Origin of the sequence: Citrobacter sp. CK198, assembly GCF_030333295.1 — a bacterium.
GTDB classification, from domain to species: Bacteria; Pseudomonadota; Gammaproteobacteria; order Enterobacterales; family Enterobacteriaceae; genus Citrobacter_B; species Citrobacter_B koseri.
This window is the reverse complement of sequence record NZ_JAOWGE010000032.1, coordinates 107,870-125,053: the sequence shown is the minus strand read 5'-3', so window position 1 is coordinate 125,053 and position 17,184 is coordinate 107,870. Positions and strand designations below refer to the sequence as shown.

The following is a 17,184-nucleotide window of genomic DNA, read 5'->3' as shown; positions in this document are numbered from 1 at the left end:
TAGACTGGCCCCATGAATCTCCAGACAGTTGGTATCACTTAAATTAGTGATAGTCTTAATACTAGTTTTAGACTAGTCGTTGGAGTCCGAATGATTGATGTTCTAGGTCCAGAGAAGCGCAGACGGCGCAGCGTTCAGGAAAAAATCGCCATTGTTCAGCAGAGCTTTGAGCCCGGAATGACCGTGTCGCTGGTCGCCCGTCAGCATGGCGTTGCTGCCAGTCAGCTGTTCCTGTGGCGTAAGCAATATCAGGAAGGCAGTCTCACTGCGGTTGCCGCGGGTGAACAGGTTGTACCCGCGTCGGAGCTGGCATCTGCAATGAAGCAAATTAAAGAGTTACAGCGCCTGCTGGGCAAAAAAACCATGGAAAACGAGCTGCTGAAAGAAGCCGTTGAATATGGCCGACAAAAAAAGTGGATAGCGCACGTGCCCTTGTTGCCGGAGGATGGCGAATAAGCCTTGTCAGTCGTTGCCTCCGGGTCTCACGTGCGCAACTGCATGCCATGGCCCGTCGGTCGAAGGGCTGGCAGGATCGTCGGTGCAAGCGCAAGCCTGATGATACTGAAGCGCTGGCTCGTATCCATACCGTTATCGACGATCTGCCCACCTATGGTTATCGTCGTGTATGGGCACTGCTGCGCAGACAATCAGAAACTGACGACATGGCGGTGATCAATGCCAAACGCGTATACCGCATCATGCGTCAGAATGCGCTGCTGCTTGAGCGTAAACCGGCAATACCGCCCTCGAAGCGGGCGCATAGAGGGAAAGTGGCCGTTGGAGAAAGTAACCAGCGGTGGTGCTCCGACGGCTTCGAGTTCAGCTGTGATAACGGTGAAAAACTGCGGGTCACGTTCGCACTGGACTGTTGCGATCGCGAGGCACTTCACTGGGCGGCAAGTACCGGTGGATATGACAGTGAAACCGTGCAGGACGTCATGCTGGGTGCAGTAGAGCGTCGCTTCGGTAACAGGCTGCCGACATCCCCCGTTGAGTGGCTGACAGACAACGGTTCAGCCTACCGTTCTCATCAGACGCGTCAGTTCGCCAGAATGGTAGGACTGGAGCCAAAACATACGGCGGTACGTAGTCCAGAAAGCAACGGAATGGCGGAGAGCTTCGTGAAAACGATGAAGCGCGACTACATCAGCATCATGCCAAAACCTGACGGGTTAACAGCGGCAAAGAACCTTGCGGAGGCCTTCGAACATTACAACGAATGGCATCCGCACAGTGCACTGGGATATCGTTCGCCACGGGAATATCTGCGGCGGCGAACCAGTAATGGGTAAAGCGATAAAAAGTGTCTGGAAATATAGGGGCCAATCCACCCGGCCCCTTTTGTTAGCCATAAGGACAACGTCGAAAAAGTTAACAAGCATACCCAGGGCCGTACCTGGCAACATCTGCTCCCGGAAAACGATCTGGCCTTTGATTTTCATGTCAATATATTAAGCTTCGAACCCGGAAACTATTTCCCGATGGTGGAGACGCATGTCATGGAGCATGGACTTTATATGCTCGAAGGACAGGGGATGTACCTTTTACAACATGACTGGCATGAATGCTGGCAGGATGACTTTATCTATATGGCCCCCTATTGCCCGCAGTTCTTTTACGCAACCGGCTGGTCGACGGCGAGTTATCTGTTATATAAAGATGTTAACAGAGATAATTTCTGATAAGCGCTAAATAGCTCGTCGGTGTTTTACCGGAGGCGATAATTTTTCTCCAGGACGTAGTTGTACGGTATGACATAAATTCTGGAAATAAGAACGCTCCAGTTTTTCGCCCCCCTTCATCACAGGTTTTGCCTGCGATGAAGGGGGGGATTGAAGGTATTGTATTAAGGGCATTGTGATGAATATTGATAAGGCGACTCTGCACACTCTCATTTCGGAAAAGCTGCAACTGGCAGGTTTATCCGAAGACGATGCGGATGTCATGGCTGATGTTCTGGTGTTTGCTGAGTCAAGAGGCATACATTCTCACGGCGCCATTCGCGTGGAATATTATGCAGAACGCATACACAAAGGCGGGATAACCACATGCCCGGACATCAACATGGAACACACCGGTCCCTGCAGCGCGATCCTTCATGGCGACAACGGGCCGGGCATGGTGTTAGCAAAACAGGCGATGCAGTCCGCTATTCATATTGCCCGGGAAAACGGCATTGCGGTCGTTGGCATTAAAAAAATGAGCCACAGCGGCGCACTCTCTTATTTCACGCAAATGGCGGCAGAAGCGGGAATGATTGGACTTGCTATGTGCCAGTCAGACCCGATGGTCGTGCCTTACGGCGGTGCAGAAATTTATTATGGAACCAACCCCATTTCTTTCTCCGTTCCTGGCCAGGAGAAGATCATGAGCTTCGATATGGCGACCTCGGTGCAGGCATGGGGGAAAATTCTCGATATGCGTTCGCGGAACGAAAATATTCCCGACAGCTGGGCTGTAGACTCACAAGGTAAGCCGACGACCAGTCCCCATGACGTCTGCGGGTTGATGCCCATATCCGGGCCGAAAGGCTATGGTTTGATGATGATGGTTGATATGCTGTCAGGCGTGCTGCTCGGGCTTCCCTTTGGCCGCAGCGTCAGTTCTATGTATGCCGATCTTAGCCAGGGCCGGAATTTGGGACAAATGAACATCGTCATCAACCCGGCTTTTTTTGGCGATCCGGAACAGTTTTTACAGAATGTGCAGAAGGTTATGGATGAACTAAACCATATTCGTCCGGCTGAAGGGGTGGAGCGTGTGATGTATCCAGGGGAGATTGCGGATATCGAACAGGTACGAACCGACAAAGACGGTATTGATATTATCGATGAGGTCTATCACTACCTGGTATCCGATCGGGTCTGGATAAACTCTTCCGACAAAAAGGATCCCTTTGTCAGGTAGACCCGGTTTATATCGACAGACGGAAGGAGGATACGGCGCGCACTCAACGTCGCGACAGATCCCTCCATAATATTCCCCTTCGTACAGTCAGCACTCCTCGTCACAGAGTCACAGCTAAACGGCAAACAGACGCCATCCCGTGAGGCATTCGAATCGTCATCGGAAGCCGCTGCAGGTGCCCTTAATGGGCTATATCACAACAAAATAAGGTAGTATGACGACAGGTCCGTTGAAGGACTATCGGTGATGATATTCGACAGACTGAGGGTACCCGGGAGGGCTTTCTCTCTATGGTGTACACCCTATACCTTGACAGAATAGACTTCACCATTCGTCAATCAGACGAATTTATTATCACAAAATCCGTAAAACTGCATATCTCCTCTTTCTAAAATTTTACACTTCCATCAAAAAAACCCTTCCTGTTGCAGCGGCTAACTATAGACAGTTACTGGAAATTAAACTCACCGACTCTTCGACCTCTCTGGTGCCTGAAGCATTCCTTGTTCATCAACTTTTCTTATAAAACCACATATCCAACATTTGCAACAGAAAAGCCAACATTGATTTGCCATAAAACTGTTGTCAATATCATTGCATGCTGATCTCCGACAACAGAGTGTAAACATGACTGCACACCTTGATTACAGCCCGGAAATGCCTGATGTATTAAACGCGGCCAGACAGATTCGTGAAGGTGAGCGCACATCAGAAGCATTGATCGAACAATGTCTGCAACAGATTAAAAGCCACAATCCCACATTGAATGCTTTTGGCGATGTTTATTACCAGCAGGCATTGGAACAGGCAGTCCTCTGTGATCGGGAACATCGGCAAGGCAAGCACAGAGGACCATTACATGGTGTCCCATTTGGTGTCAAAGACCTGTTCTCCACGGCAGGCTTGCGTACAACCAGAGGTTCCCTTACGTCACTGAACAATGTTCCTGACGATGATGCGCCGATTATTTCGCGACTGAAATCCGCTGGAGCCATCATTATTGGCAAAACAGCGACAACTGAGTTTGGCTGGACTGGCTCAGGTTATTCACGTGTCTTTGGTCATGGGCGTAATCCATGGGATCCGGAATTAACCAGTGGGGGTTCCAGCTCAGGTTCAGCAATTAGTGTGGCTGCGCGTATGGTTCCGGCCGCATTAGGTTCCGATGGCGGTGGTTCGGTACGTATTCCCGGGGCATTCTGTGGGATCTTTGCACTTAAAGCCTCGCTGGGTCGTATTCCTACCTGGCCGTGGTCAGCAACAGAGATGCTCAGCCATGCCGGACCGATGACGCGCACAGTGCGTGACAGCGCATTTCTGTATGACCTGCTCTCAGGTCCGGACGTCCGCGATCATCAGGCGCTTCCGGCGAAAACGGAGTCCTGGCTGGAACGTTGTGCACAACCTTTACCTCCCGTGCGCGTACATTACAGCCCGACCTTATTTGATACACCGGTTGATGAACGAATTGCTGCATGTGTTGGAAAGGCGGTAGAGCGTATTTCCTGTCTGCCATCGGTTGCGTTGTCTGTGCAACCACTGACATGGCCATCCCCCTTCGAAACCTTTGATACGTTATGGAGTGGCGGGCGCGGAGTGGTTTATGGCGCTACGTTACACCAGAGCATGGACCGTCTCGATCCGGGGTTCGCAGCGTTAATTGAGCGAGCACAGCACCTCACACTATCGGATTACCTTAGGGCCCAAAAACAACGTGCAGAATTCGCCTGCGAGGTGCATGCATTGTTTGAGAATGTCGATCTGCTGATTACCCCAACGCTACCTGTATTACCTTTTCCTGCTGGTCAACATGTGCCAGATAACCAGCCGGCGGGAAATAGCGGAGTGGAGTGGGCCCGATGGACTCCCTTTACCTGGCCTTTCAACATCAGTGGTCATCCCGCCGCAACCATACCCTGTGGCTTCACTCCCGAAGGATTGCCGGTGGGATTACAGGTTATTGGCCGTCGTTATGCAGAAGGCGATGTGTTGCAGTTCTGCGCGGCGATTGAAACTCTGATGCCCTGGGATCATCTGAGGCCGGAAATTATTTCATAACGTCATGATCCTATTACACATATCAAAAAAGAGGTTAACTTACAGGTATACTTACCGTTGTCTTCATTCATACAAAAGGGTAAGCATGAACAATCAGCCACGGCTCGACGAAATACAACGAATCCTGAGTCATGAGAAGCGTGTCCGCGTGTCGGAACTGGCAGATAAATTTGTGGTCGCTGAAGAAACAATTCGTCGTGATCTCAGGTACCTGGAAGAACGCGGTGTGCTGCGTCGGGTACATGGTGGAGCGATCCTGCCGGTAGCAAGTGAAGAGCAGCCATTGCAGATCCGCAGTCGTATTAAACCCCGCGCCAAAATCCGTATCGGGGAGCTGGCGAGTGGACTGATAGAAGAAGGTATGGCGCTGTTTCTTGATACAGGAACTTCAACACTGGCACTGGCACAGCAACTGAAACGTTTTTCAGGATTAAAAATCATTACTAATTCAATGGATATTGCGGTGCTGCTGACGCAGCAAAGTGAAAATGCTGTGACGCTGACACCAGGGCGCGTCCGGCGAATCGATAACGCACTGATTGGCCCCCATACGCTGGAGTTCGCCAGACAGTTTCACTATGACATCGCCTTTATGGGCATAGGTGCTGTTGACCGTGAAAACGGTTTTATGGATTACGAAGAACCGGAAGCGTTATTACGGCGCGTGCTAAGCACGCACTGCCGGCAGAGCGTGATACTGGCGGATGAGGGAAAATTCGGATTGCGTACCTATGTGAAAACGTTGCCGTTCAGCGCGGTCAACACATTAGTGACTAATGCTCTGCCATCAGCAGATTTTGTAGCAAGTCTGGAGAATGAACATGTCAATATCCTCTATCCCGGAAATGCCGCGGATGACATTACAAGACTATCAGTCTTTTGACACGCTGTTCGCCCTGAGCAGCAGTATTGGAGCAACCCCTGACGGGGGACTTCATCGCCTGACCGCTTCCGGTGCGGATAAGCAGATGCGGGACGCTTTTTGCACCTGGCTGATTCAGCAGGGGTTTCGTGTTCAGATTGATGAAATTGGCAATATTTTTGGCCTGATGATGCTGAAAGAAGGGGCGCCATGGCTTCTGTGTGGCTCACACCTCGACAGTCAGCCATTTGGTGGTCGCTTTGACGGCGCATACGGTGTGATCGGCGCTGCAGTAACGATTTCGTCCCTGGCAAGACAACTCCGTGAGCGTCCTCATCAGTCACAATATAATCTGGCGGTGGTTAACTGGACCAATGAAGAGGGGGCCCGTTTTCAACCCAGTCTGACCGGCAGTTCTGTATTCACCGGTGTCCTGTCCCTGGAACATGCCCTGGCCTGTCAGGACGGAGACGGTATTACCCTGAAAAACGCCTTGCAGGACATTGGCTACAGTGGCAAGGCTTTTCCCACGTTACCGGTAACAGCGTACTTTGAGCTTCATGTTGAACAAGGTCCTCATCTTGAACAACAACAGAAGCAGATTGGCGTGGTGACGGAAACCTGGGCGGCACTCAAATGGCGGGTAACGTTCCGTGGGGAACAGAATCATACGGGACCGGCATTGATGAATCGTCGTCGTGATGCTTTGCTTGCGGCGGCCCATACGATTGTTGCTGTTCGTACCGAAGCCGACCGTTATGGTACTGTGCTGCATACCTCAGTAGGACGCCTGGAAACCACCCCTAACTCCCCCAATGTCGTGACCAGCGAAGCCACGTTGTTTATTGAGTTTCGTTCTGCTGATGAAGGACTGTTAAAAGAATTGCGTGACAATTTCTGCCTGCAGATGCAAACGATTGCCACGATGACATCCACGGATGTCTGTCTTGAGCATGTTCAGTATCGCCCTCGTCAGCAGCTGAACGCCGGACTGAGTCAAATGGCATTAACCCAGGCAGAAAAGCTGGGGCTGGGAGCGATACCGCTACGTTCGGTCGCGGGGCATGATGCCATCAGTATGAGCTATCACTGTCCCAGTGCTCTGTTGTTTGTACCCAGTACCGATGGCCTTTCTCATAATGAACGCGAGTTTACTTCTGAGGAGGATATGTATCACGGTCTTGATCTGCTGATGGCTTTGTTAGGTGAATTCTGTTGCTCTGTGAAGGAGGACGTATGTTAACGCGTCTTGAAACGGCCCTGATGCGCTGGGAGCCTTCACGGCATTTCGATATTCAGCCAGGCACGGCCGGTGTGGCATCACCACATCGTTTAGCCACTGAATGGGCCGGATTTCATCTCAAAGCTGACGGTCAGCACTATTACGCCAAAGTGTTATTTGATGACCAGAACGCGCTGATTGATATACCGCGGAGCGCCGGGATCAGCTTTCAGGCCGGTGAGCTGGGTATAGCACCTGCATTATGCCATGCCGACATGGAGGCGGGAGTCCTGATTTTTGCCGCTCTGGATGACGATTATCGCTGGGCCAGACTGGATGAGCTTCGCGATCCGCGTAATTTCATTTCGCTGACCCGTACCCTGGATAAACTGCACCAGGCACGCTCTCCTCTGCCACCACACCGGCGCCAGCAGGACATGCTGAATTTGCGTCAGCAAGTGACCGGACGAGGGCTCAAACTGCCGGATGAAATGTACTGGCTCGGAGAATGTGCCGACCTTGCCTGGCAGGCACTGAATGCAGTCCCCTTTGATCCGGTCCTGCTCCATGGTGACAACGTCGCCAGTAACTGGATGATTAACAGCAAAGGTGAATGGCGATTACTCGATTTCGATTATGCCGCGCAGGGCGATGCCTGGCATGACATTGCCACTCTGCTCCATGAACAACTGCCGACAGATGACCGCTGGCGGGATGCTATCCGGACCTGGCGTGGCCATTGTAGCGAAGCCGATGTGGCACGGTGTCGTCTCTACGCGCTGGTCGATGATTATCACTGGTCACTGTGGGGCATATTTAATGGTATGACCAGTTTACGCAATCTGGAATTTTCCAAACTGGGACAATGGATGCAGCTGCGTTGTCGTCAAAGTGCCAGCGATCCTCGTTTTGAACGCTGGTTAACCCTCACCGCGGAGAAAGCAAAATGAGTAAAAGACCCGGAGAAGCACAAAGCTTGCAGGAAAAACGTGTCGAACAGGCCATTTTAGCCATGTCCGAATGGCAGGACAGAGAGATACACTATCGGCCCGTGAGTGGTGGAATTTCCAACACCAACTGGCGGGTTGAAGTGGAAGGTGCACCCTGCGATTATTTCGTTAAGGTCCCCGGCGAAGGGACTGAACGTTTTATTGATCGTGACACGGCTCATGAAGCCAGTCTGAAAGCAGCACAAACGGGCTATGGCGTTCCCGTGGTGGCTTATCTGCGGGAGCTGGGTGTGGAGGTATTTCAGTTTATTGATGGCTGGCGTGCTTCTTCAAATCTTGACTTTCAGCAACCCGAGATACGTCATCGTGCCCTGCAGGGACTGAAAAGTTTTAACGATCAACCTCTCCTGAAACAGAAGAAAACCATATTCGATATGTTGAATGAACATATTGAACAGGTTAATGCACTTCAGGTCCCCTTCTCTGCTGATGCGGACTGGTTGCATAAACAAGCAAGACGCGCACAACAGGCGCTCGAATCCTCAGGGCTTGATTTGGTGCCCTGTATGAACGATACACTGGCCGGTAATTTTATGCTTAATGAAAGGGGAGATATTCGACTGGTTGATTTTGAATATGCCTCAAATAATGATCGCTGTTATGAATTAGCGCTCTGGTTTGGTGAAATGTTTTTCACACCGCAGATCGAACAAGAATTACTGGAAGACTATTTTGGTAAAACAGATAATAAATTATTTGCACGTGTGCAGGTACATAAATATCTTGCCGATATGAAATGGTCTACCTGGGCGATCATTCAGCATCATGTTGCCGATATTGATTTTGATTTTTCTAAATACGGCGCCTGGAAAAATTTACGCGCGCGGAGCGTGTTAAATCATCCAGACTGGGAGAACTGGTTACGCGCTTTATAATAATAATCCTTCTTTATCCTACATTATCGTTGTCATTATTTAATGACATAACAGGATTAATGCTGATTTTCTCCAGCAGGTAAAGGAGTGCGCACACTATTATCTTGACTTCAGGAGGTTATGATGAACTCTGTTATCATAGCGCAGAAATTGCGCACGCGTATTAGTATTAAAAACAAATTATTTTCCTTATACCTGTTTGTATTATTGCTGATGGCACTCTGCCCCCCTTTATACTTAACGGTCAGTGGTAGCTCGGCACTTTTTCTGGGTATCCCTGCCCCCATTGTTTACTGGCTTTCAATTGCAGTACTCCTGGGGGTTGGGTTATGGATTGTCTATCTCGTGGAATGCGCTTTTGGCGAAATTCCGGAAGATGAGGTGTCATCATGAATATCAGTACAGCAGAACCACATTATTCAATTACTTTTGGCATGATTGGTCTTTTCCTGGCCATCATGATCGGCGTGTTGTATGCCACCAACCGTAAAAGTACTTCATTTGCAGATTATGCCGTCGGCGGTCGCTCATACGGTCCATGGTATATCGCGATGAGTTATACTAATTCGTGGTGGCCGGGCGCAACATTTACGGCTTTTTTTGCGTTATCCGTCAGTGGCGTGATCGGATTTTATGGCGCCGTTTATTCCACCCTTGGCGTAACAGCGATGTATCTGATGGCTCGTCGTGCATGGAAATGGGGACAGCATTTTAACCTTACCACGCAGCCGGACCTGCTCGGTATGCGGTTTAACAGCCCGGCGGTAAAACGCGTCGCCTCAATCATCGGGATCATCTGTGTCTTTCCATGGGTGGTCATGGGGATTCAGGCTCTGGCACTGTTGGTGGAGTTTGCCAGCTTCGGTCGCTGGGGTGTAACCACCTGTCTGGTTGCGGGCGTACTGCTGATTCTGGTCAGACAATACTGGACCGTCAGCATGGGAATGCGTGGACTCATCATGACAGACATGTATCAGGGCATCATTGCTTACGGACTGGGCGCACTGGTTTGTGTGATCCTGTTATTCAGCGGTGACCATGGCTATGAAAAGCTTGCCACCCTACCACCGAATATGTTGCAGGTGCCCGGGGCGGAAGGATCTCATTATGGTCCATGGTATATGTTCAGCCTGATATTTACCGGAGTGGTGGGATCAATGTGCTGGCCAATGAGTTTTCAGCGGATCTACACAGCCAGTGGTATTCGTTCAGTGAAAAAAGGCACGTTGCTGACGATTCTGCTGGTCGGTGGTTTCTACGCTATCCTGATGCTGTTTGCCACGGCGGTAAGCCAGGATCCGAACGTACAGGCCAATCCGCAGAACGGCTTCTTTACCGCACTGTTTGATCAGGGAGGACCGTGGCTGCTGGCTTTAGCACTGGTCATTGTGCTGGCGGCAAGTATCGGCCATGTTGACGGTTGCGTTCAGGTCTGTGGTACGCAGTTCGCAAATGACCTTGCTACCTGGAATACCCCCCGCAACGATCGTCAACTAACGGTACTGGCAAAATCGGGTATGGTGGTATTCATCGTCGCAGCCGCTTTACTGGCGTACTTCACCTTCAATTATTCGAGATTGCAGTTGCTGGCGCAAATCTCCTATCAGGGTATTATCCAGCTGGCTGTCCCGCTTTTCTTCGGGATATTCAGCCGATTCGGTAACAAACAAGGCGCCCTGCTGGGGATGTTAACCGGGATCATTATTGCCATTGTATTGACCATCTTTTTCCCTGATGACATTCCGTTGCTGGGCTCACTCACCAGCGGTATTGTCGGCCTGGCAGGGAACGTCACTGTCTTTATCCTGGCAGGAGTGATGCTCCCGCTGGATGAAAAAGAAAAAGCACGAGTGGAAGCCTTGTTCACTCTGGCTGATGGCGTACCACAATCCCGAATAAAACCCGCATTGAATTAAGATCAGGACTGGCTCAACATCGGATGTTGAGCCTGTCTCTTTCCTGGCTTTTCCGTATTATCACCATTAAGAACATGTTCCGTGAAGATCCACCCCACGAATTATTCTGAATGTATCGTCGCAGTTTCCGTCAGTTAAATTACCAGCACCTGTGGTATCACAGCCTTCAGGGCGGCCAGTGAACCCACTTTCGCCGCCCCCCTGTCACAAATCAGCATATCCACGTCGCTGACCGGCGCGTAAATCGTTCGGCTGATCACACCCAGTTTACTGTGATCGGCCAGGAGAATCGTCATACGTGACTGCTGGATCATGGCACCGGCAATGGCTGCCTCATGAGGATGAAAGCTGCTGGCCCCGTATCGCGCCTCAATCCCCACCGGGGACAATAGCGCGACATCAGCACGGTAGCGGTAAATTTCAGCCACAGTGATCTCCCCCCGGGTCTGTTGTGCACCGGCCAGCATCATTCCACCAACCAATATCACTTGATTATTCAGCGTGTCACTCTCTTCTCCTGCACTCAGTGCCAGTGCTGCCTGAAGGCTGTTCGTTATAATGGTTAACCCGGACATTGTGCGCAATTCTTCTGCCAGCATCGTTGTGGTTGTCCCGGCATCAAGAAACAGCGTCTGTCCGGAATGTAAATGTGGTACCGCTGCCGCAGCTATTGCCCGTTTCTCTTTTGCCTGCGCGCTTCGTCGGATCTGCAGTGGAGGTTCCGGCTGGCTTTGTACAGCGACCACCCCCCCATGCACGCGTCTTGCGAGGCCCAGGGCTTCCAGTTCGATAATGTCGCGTCGGGCCGTTTCCCGGGAAATCCCCAGTTCTTTAACTATGCGCTCAGTGCTGACCTGATGCTGTGTCGTCAGCAGAGTTCGTATGCGATGTAAGCGGGTTTCCTGAAGCATATGTTTTCTCTTGTGGCGTGTGCACTTAACAGAAGTCTACCTGAATGACTTTGAAGTTTCATGTGTACATTTTTGCATTTGTGTATTTTATTGCATTTTTGATGAGAAATGGCATGATAGAGATGCGATTTTTTCATCGTGCATCCCTTCCACCAATGCAACGGGAGTTACCATGGTTACACGTTCTACCATTATGGATACCAACAGTTTCCGGGCTGAGCATGCCGACGCACTGGACACTGAAACCCGCAAACTCACAGATAAACGCAGCAAGTTACTGGGAGAATCTTATCGTCTGTTCTACCGTAAACCTGTACATCTTGTACGCGGGGAAGGCCAATACCTGTGGGATGCCGCAGGTGATAAATATCTGGATGCGTATAACAACGTGGCCAGTATTGGTCACTGTCATCCGGCCGTGATTGAGGCCGTGTATCAACAGATGAAAATGCTGAATACACATACCCGTTACCTGCATGAACGCATTCTTGATTACACCGAAGAATTGCTGGCAACCACACCGGATGCCATTGATCGTGCGATGTATATGTGTACGGGGTCAGAAGCTAACGATCTGGCCATCCGTGTTGCGCGAGCGTACAGTGGCGGCACTGGCATCATTGTTTCTCAGGAGGCATATCACGGCACCAGTGAACTGACTTCTGGCGCCTCCCCGGCATTGGGAAGCGGTCAACCTCTGGCGAAGACAACGCGTTTAGTTCCTCCTCCGGACCTCTATCGGGTTGATGCCCCGGATCTTGGGGAATGGTTTGCGGATGAAATCCAGAAGCAGATTGACGATATGAGTGCGCATGGTATCAAGTTTGCCGGTTTTCTTGCTGACTCTATTTTCTCTTCAGACGGAGTGTTACCCAATCCACCCGGTTTCCTGAAAAAGGCGGTTGATGTCGTGCATGCCAATGGCGGCATTTTTATTGCTGACGAAGTACAACCCGGTTTTGCCCGTACCGGGGATGCATTCTGGGGTTTTGCTCGTCACGGCGTTGTTCCCGATGTCGTCACCACCGGCAAACCGATGGGAAATGGTATCCCGGTTTCCGGTCTGCTGGCGAAAAGCCATGTGCTGGCTGCCTTCAGTGATGATATTCCCTATTTTAATACGTTTGGTGGCAATCCGGTGGCAATGGCCGCGGCTCAGGCGGTCCTGAAAGTCATTAAGGAGGAAGGACTGCAGGAACACAGTCGTAAGACTGGTGCGCTGCTGTTGAGTGAATTGCAGAAGTTGATGGAACGTCACGAATGTATTGGCGACATTCGTGGAGCCGGCCTGTTTATTGGTTTCGAACTGGTGCAGGACCGTGAAAGCAAAACCCCGGATAAGACTCTGGCCCTCAATCTGATAGAGAAACTACGTGAGCACCATGTCCTGACTTCGGTCGCCGGCCCCTATGGTAACGTACTGAAACTGCGTCCACCGCTGTCATTCCAGCCTTCGGATATTGACTGGTTAGTTGGTGCGCTGGATAAATCTCTTTATGAACTAGGTAAATAATATCATGGAGCGCAATGAGAATATATTGCGCTCCGCAATTAAAGAAATAACATCAGTAAACTGACGCCTATGCTGTTAAATTCGCATTAATTTTGTCAAAGCGAAGCGTAAAAGCGCCATGGAAGAGTTCATTGGTTTTCAAGGGGTTATATACCTAATAATCACCGCATTAATTATTTCAGTGAAGATGTATTGATTTGTATTTTATAAATAAATAGTTTCCAATATTTTTGTTCAGCGAAATATTTCACAAGGCAATACAGATATAATCCCGGTGTAGGTCTTTGTATTGTATTGATATATAAATATAATACAATGCAATTTATGCTTTTAATTTGACGACATATCCGATGTTTCCTACTCTTTATGAGTGTCGTATGTTCCAGCCTTACAGATTCTGGATACTCTCCTCATTCTTCGTAAAAATGAGACGTTTTTCTTTTTTCTGTTGTCTCTGTTTATACGTAGGGAATGGGAAATAAACTAACCGGAGGTAAATGATGACCCAGACCGGAAACCGAATTGTCACGTTCGAAAAACCGATGGTGATGAAAGTTAACACCTTTAAGTTCCCCGAGTTAGTCACACCTCAGGGCAAAAATGCCCCTCACGGCGCCATTCTAAAAATTGTCACCACAAACATCTGTGGGAGCGATCTGCATATCTATCGCGGCTCTTTCGCGGTTCCGAAGGGCATGACCATGGGCCATGAAATGACCGGTGAAGTTATCGACATCGGATCGGACGTTGAATTTATCAAGAAGGGCGATATTGTCTCCGTCCCTTTCAATGTAGGTTGTGGACGTTGTTATAACTGTAAACATATGCGTTCTGATGTCTGCGAAAATACCAATCCCGAAATGGATTGTGGGGCTTATGGATTCAACCTTGGAGGATGGGCCGGCGGACAAGGAGATTATCTCTTTGTACCCTATGCTGACTTTAACCTTCTGCGTTTTCCTGACAAAGATGCCGCAATGGATAACATTCGGGATTTAACTCTTCTTTCCGATGTCCTGCCCACAGCATTCCATGGCTTTGCATCCCCGGACTGGCCGGCAGCGCCTGCTTATACTGTCGGCGAGAATGTCCTCATATTCGGTGCAGGCCCGGTCGGCAGGGCTGGAGCGGCCTGCGCGAAACTCCTGGGGGCTGGTGCAATCATTGTTGCCGATTATATCCAGGAACGTCTGGATCTTCTGAAACCTCATGGCATCGAAACGATCAATCTTTCCGATGGTATTCCTGTTGAAGAGCATCTGGAACGTATCACAGGAAACAGAGAGGTTGACAGAGTCATCGATTATGTCGGTGTGGACTGTCGTGGTTTTGGCGACCAGGCCAATGAAATTATCGAAAGTGCAGTGACGAACGCTTTGTTGAAATATGTTCGTTTTGGCGGGATGACCAGTACCGTTGGTGTGTATTGTGCGAATCCGATTTCCAGAGACCAGAAGGCCAAAAAAGGATATATGGATGTGGAACTGTCAAATGCATGGATTAAATCACCACGAATGTCAGGAGGCCAGTCCCCCACAGCCAATTATAATCATGCCCTTATGCGAGCAATACTGAATGATCGTATGCCGTATCTTACTCCGATGATGAATATTAAGTTTATCAGTCTGGAAGATGCGCCAGATGCCTATAAAGAGTTTGATTCTGGTTCAGCTTACAAATATGTGATAGATCCCCACGGGTCTGTGAGACATTAAGGTTATAATTATACTTTAAATAAAGGGGAGTCACCCTGATATAGGATGACTCCCCTTTGATGGTTGACTATTATCTCCCACCAGGAATAATCCCCCGGAAGGCTTACATCACATGAAAATAAACTGGCGATACAAATCACCCAGTTCTTTCCTCAACTGTTCCAGTCCTTTTTCTTCTCCTGATCCCTCACAGGTCAGTAACTGTTGTTCTTTAACCGTAATGCGTTCACACAACTCTGAAAGATTCGCACAAAATGCCTCACTATGAACCACAGGATAGTCATCTTCATCCTGTACGGTCACGTGTTTGCGCACCGAAGACACCGGTTTAATGTGATGTTCCTGGTTATAGGCAATCTGCCGTTCCCTGCGGTTTTGTGTTTCATCCATCGCCTGTTTCATCGCCGGGGTGACTTTATTAGCATACAGAATAGCTTTACCCTCAACATTTCGCGCAACACGCCCAATCATCTGAATGAGCGCGTGTGAAGAGCGTAAAAAACCTGCATGATCAGCATCCAGGATAGCGACGAGTGCGGCTTCGGGAATGTCGAGTCCTTCGCGCAGGAGACTGATGCCGATTAACACATCGAATTCTCCTGATCGCAATCCATCGATGATTTCCTGCCTTTCTTCCGTTTTGATATCAGAATGCAGATATCGGGAAAGGATCCCCTGTTCCGTCAGAAAATCATTCAGTTCTTCCGCCGTCTTTTTGGTCAGCACCGTCACCAGGACCCGATTTTTTTTGTTAACGCAGCGCCGGATTTCCTGGAGCAGGTTTTCCACGCACTGGTCTTTTCTCCGGACCTCTATTTCAGGGTCCAGCAACCCGGTGGGACGGATAATTTGCTGAACAACGTGTTGTTTTGATTTCTGTAATTCATATTTACCCGGCGTCGCAGAAACAAAGATCGTCTGCGGTTTAATCTTTTCAAACTCAGTAAAGCTCAGAGGGCGGTTATTTTTTGAGGATGGCAGCCGGAACCCAAAGTCGATGAGCGTTTCTTTACGGCTCTGATCGCCGCTGTACATCGCGGAGATTTGCGGGATCATGACATGGGATTCATCAACAAACAGGAGACCATTTTTGGGCAGATAGTCCAGCAGAGTGGTCGGCGGAAGTACCGGATTTCTGTCGTTGAAATAGCAGGAATAGTTTTCCATACCTGAGCAGTAACCCAGTTCACGGATCATTTCGACATCGTTGTTAACACGTTCGTATAAACGTTCAGCCTCGATCAGACGATTCGCTTTGTTTAGCTCAGCCACGCGCTTTTCCATATCAGCGAGAATATTTTTGGTCGCAGAAGGAATCTTAGCCGTTGGGGTCACGAAAAGCGTTTTGGGCGAGACCAGATAGTGGTCGATATCGCCAAGATATTTCCCGCTGACGGGGTCAATCCATTTCACGGATTCGATGACATCATCAAAAAGTTCGACCCTGATGGCATGGTGTTCTGCATCAGCCGGAAAAATATCAATGATATCGCCACGCACCCGGAACGTCGCCCGCGTGAGCATTTTGTCTGTACGGGCATACTGGAGACGGGACAGTTGATGAATAAACTCCCGCTGGGCAAGCGGCCGACCGGGCCAGACAGGGATTTGGATCGCCCGGTAGGCATCCGGATCCCCTAACCCATAAATGGAGGAGACGGAGGCAACGACAATCACATCATGACGCTCAATCAGCGCTTTGGTTGTGGATAGCCGCAACCTTTCGAGATGATCGTTAATGGCGGAATCTTTAGGAATAAAACGGTCGCTGCCGGGAATATAGACTTCCGGCTGGAAAAAATCATAGTAAGAAACAAAGTATTCCACGGCATTTTCCGGGAAAAATTGTTTCATTTCCAGATACAGCTGTGCCGTTAATGTTTTGTTGGGCGCCAGTATCAGAGTGGGACGCTGCAGACGGTGTATTACATTCGCCATGGTAAACGTTTTACCCGAGCCGGTGATCCCCTGCAGCGTCTGGTGCGTAGCCCCCTCTTCCACTCCCGCTATCAGCCGTGCGATGGCTTCGGGCTGATCCCCTGACGGGATATAGTCTGAATGTAGAATGAACTTTCCTGTGGACATTATGGTTTCTCCTGATTTAAACACCCCGGTCAGCGTTGACACTACTACACTATAGTTTATGACAATCATGCGCAGGGTATTTATGCCTGAGTGGATTAGATTTAACTGTT

14 protein-coding genes are annotated in these 17,184 nt (G+C 49.7%); 12 read left to right on the top strand and 2 right to left on the bottom strand.

Features of this window, described 5'->3' with window-relative positions; genetic code table 11:
- Window positions 1–90: 90 nt before the first annotated feature.
- The 10 genes from OGY62_RS15125 to OGY62_RS15080 all read left to right on the top strand — a co-directional run bounded on the left by OGY62_RS15125 (window position 91) and on the right by OGY62_RS15080 (window position 10,850).
- A protein-coding gene (locus tag OGY62_RS15125; protein WP_096913407.1) for an IS3 family transposase occupies window positions 91–1,292 on the top strand; the annotation gives its coding sequence in 2 pieces (ribosomal slippage) (window positions 91–406 and window positions 406–1,292; 1,203 coding nt in all).
- A 207-nt stretch (window positions 1,293–1,499) separates the two neighbouring features.
- Window positions 1,500–1,682, top strand: a complete 183-nt coding sequence (locus OGY62_RS15120) for a hypothetical protein (protein ID WP_286460244.1) — start codon at window positions 1,500–1,502, stop codon at window positions 1,680–1,682.
- Window positions 1,683–1,860: 178 nt separating this feature from the next.
- Complete coding sequence (gene allD, locus OGY62_RS15115) at window positions 1,861–2,907, top strand: ureidoglycolate dehydrogenase (RefSeq protein WP_286460243.1); 1,047 nt, start codon at window positions 1,861–1,863, stop codon at window positions 2,905–2,907.
- A 627-nt stretch (window positions 2,908–3,534) separates the two neighbouring features.
- Window positions 3,535–4,965 carry an amidase gene (locus OGY62_RS15110; protein WP_286460242.1) on the top strand — a complete coding sequence of 477 codons (1,431 nt, stop codon included), beginning with the start codon at window positions 3,535–3,537 and terminating at the stop codon, window positions 4,963–4,965.
- Window positions 4,966–5,050: 85 nt separating this feature from the next.
- On the top strand, window positions 5,051–5,848 hold the full coding sequence (locus tag OGY62_RS15105) for a DeoR/GlpR family DNA-binding transcription regulator (protein WP_286460241.1): 798 nt from the start codon (window positions 5,051–5,053) through the stop codon (window positions 5,846–5,848).
- Complete coding sequence (locus tag OGY62_RS15100) at window positions 5,820–7,070, top strand: Zn-dependent hydrolase (protein WP_286460240.1); 1,251 nt, start codon at window positions 5,820–5,822, stop codon at window positions 7,068–7,070. The genes OGY62_RS15105 and OGY62_RS15100 overlap by 29 nt, the downstream gene beginning before the upstream one ends.
- Complete coding sequence (locus OGY62_RS15095) at window positions 7,064–7,999, top strand: phosphotransferase (RefSeq protein ID WP_286460239.1); 936 nt, start codon at window positions 7,064–7,066, stop codon at window positions 7,997–7,999. Before OGY62_RS15100 ends, OGY62_RS15095 begins: the two co-directional genes overlap by 7 nt.
- Window positions 7,996–8,934 carry a choline kinase family protein gene (locus OGY62_RS15090; protein WP_064291140.1) on the top strand — a complete coding sequence of 313 codons (939 nt, stop codon included), beginning with the start codon at window positions 7,996–7,998 and terminating at the stop codon, window positions 8,932–8,934. The genes OGY62_RS15095 and OGY62_RS15090 overlap by 4 nt, the downstream gene beginning before the upstream one ends.
- Window positions 8,935–9,054: 120 nt before the next feature.
- On the top strand, window positions 9,055–9,327 hold the full coding sequence (locus OGY62_RS15085; RefSeq protein WP_064291139.1) for a hypothetical protein: 273 nt from the start codon (window positions 9,055–9,057) through the stop codon (window positions 9,325–9,327).
- The gene (locus tag OGY62_RS15080) at window positions 9,324–10,850 is read left to right on the top strand and encodes a sodium:solute symporter family protein (protein WP_286460238.1); all 1,527 of its coding nucleotides are present in this window, start codon (window positions 9,324–9,326) and stop codon (window positions 10,848–10,850) included. The genes OGY62_RS15085 and OGY62_RS15080 overlap by 4 nt, the downstream gene beginning before the upstream one ends.
- Window positions 10,851–10,984: 134 nt before the next feature.
- On the opposite strand, the gene OGY62_RS15075 is transcribed toward OGY62_RS15080, so the two are convergent.
- Window positions 10,985–11,761, bottom strand: coding sequence for a DeoR/GlpR family DNA-binding transcription regulator (locus OGY62_RS15075; protein WP_286460237.1), 777 nt, complete (start codon window positions 11,759–11,761; stop codon window positions 10,985–10,987).
- Between the two features lie 172 nt (window positions 11,762–11,933).
- Here OGY62_RS15075 and OGY62_RS15070 point away from each other — a divergent pair, with 172 nt between their 5' ends.
- Together OGY62_RS15070 and OGY62_RS15065 are read left to right on the top strand one after the other, a co-directional pair.
- Window positions 11,934–13,274, top strand: coding sequence for an aspartate aminotransferase family protein (locus OGY62_RS15070; protein WP_286460236.1), 1,341 nt, complete (start codon window positions 11,934–11,936; stop codon window positions 13,272–13,274).
- A gap of 497 nt (window positions 13,275–13,771) precedes the next feature.
- Window positions 13,772–14,989: a glutathione-independent formaldehyde dehydrogenase gene (locus OGY62_RS15065; RefSeq protein WP_286460235.1), complete on the top strand. Its 1,218-nt coding sequence runs from the start codon at window positions 13,772–13,774 to the stop codon at window positions 14,987–14,989.
- Between the two features lie 108 nt (window positions 14,990–15,097).
- Here OGY62_RS15065 and uvrB read toward each other — a convergent pair whose 3' ends face one another.
- The gene (gene uvrB, locus OGY62_RS15060; RefSeq protein ID WP_286460234.1) at window positions 15,098–17,074 is read right to left on the bottom strand and encodes an excinuclease ABC subunit UvrB; all 1,977 of its coding nucleotides are present in this window, start codon (window positions 17,072–17,074) and stop codon (window positions 15,098–15,100) included.
- Window positions 17,075–17,184: the final 110 nt, after the last annotated feature.

What these genes read in the sequence shown, in the direction of transcription:
- OGY62_RS15120 (WP_286460244.1), top strand. Translation starts at nt 1,500, where the DNA reads ATGGAGCATGGACTTTATATGCTCGAAGGACAGGGGATGTACCTTTTA.
- allD (WP_286460243.1), top strand. Translation starts at nt 1,861, where the DNA reads ATGAATATTGATAAGGCGACTCTGCACACTCTCATTTCGGAAAAGCTG.
- OGY62_RS15110 (WP_286460242.1), top strand. Translation starts at nt 3,535, where the DNA reads ATGACTGCACACCTTGATTACAGCCCGGAAATGCCTGATGTATTAAAC.
- OGY62_RS15105 (WP_286460241.1), top strand. Translation starts at nt 5,051, where the DNA reads ATGAACAATCAGCCACGGCTCGACGAAATACAACGAATCCTGAGTCAT.
- OGY62_RS15100 (WP_286460240.1), top strand. Translation starts at nt 5,820, where the DNA reads ATGACATTACAAGACTATCAGTCTTTTGACACGCTGTTCGCCCTGAGC.
- OGY62_RS15095 (WP_286460239.1), top strand. Translation starts at nt 7,064, where the DNA reads ATGTTAACGCGTCTTGAAACGGCCCTGATGCGCTGGGAGCCTTCACGG.
- OGY62_RS15090 (WP_064291140.1), top strand. Translation starts at nt 7,996, where the DNA reads ATGAGTAAAAGACCCGGAGAAGCACAAAGCTTGCAGGAAAAACGTGTC.
- OGY62_RS15085 (WP_064291139.1), top strand. Translation starts at nt 9,055, where the DNA reads ATGATGAACTCTGTTATCATAGCGCAGAAATTGCGCACGCGTATTAGT.
- OGY62_RS15080 (WP_286460238.1), top strand. Translation starts at nt 9,324, where the DNA reads ATGAATATCAGTACAGCAGAACCACATTATTCAATTACTTTTGGCATG.
- OGY62_RS15075 (WP_286460237.1), bottom strand. Translation starts at nt 11,761, where the DNA reads ATGCTTCAGGAAACCCGCTTACATCGCATACGAACTCTGCTGACGACA.
- OGY62_RS15070 (WP_286460236.1), top strand. Translation starts at nt 11,934, where the DNA reads ATGGTTACACGTTCTACCATTATGGATACCAACAGTTTCCGGGCTGAG.
- OGY62_RS15065 (WP_286460235.1), top strand. Translation starts at nt 13,772, where the DNA reads ATGATGACCCAGACCGGAAACCGAATTGTCACGTTCGAAAAACCGATG.
- uvrB (WP_286460234.1), bottom strand. Translation starts at nt 17,074, where the DNA reads ATGTCCACAGGAAAGTTCATTCTACATTCAGACTATATCCCGTCAGGG.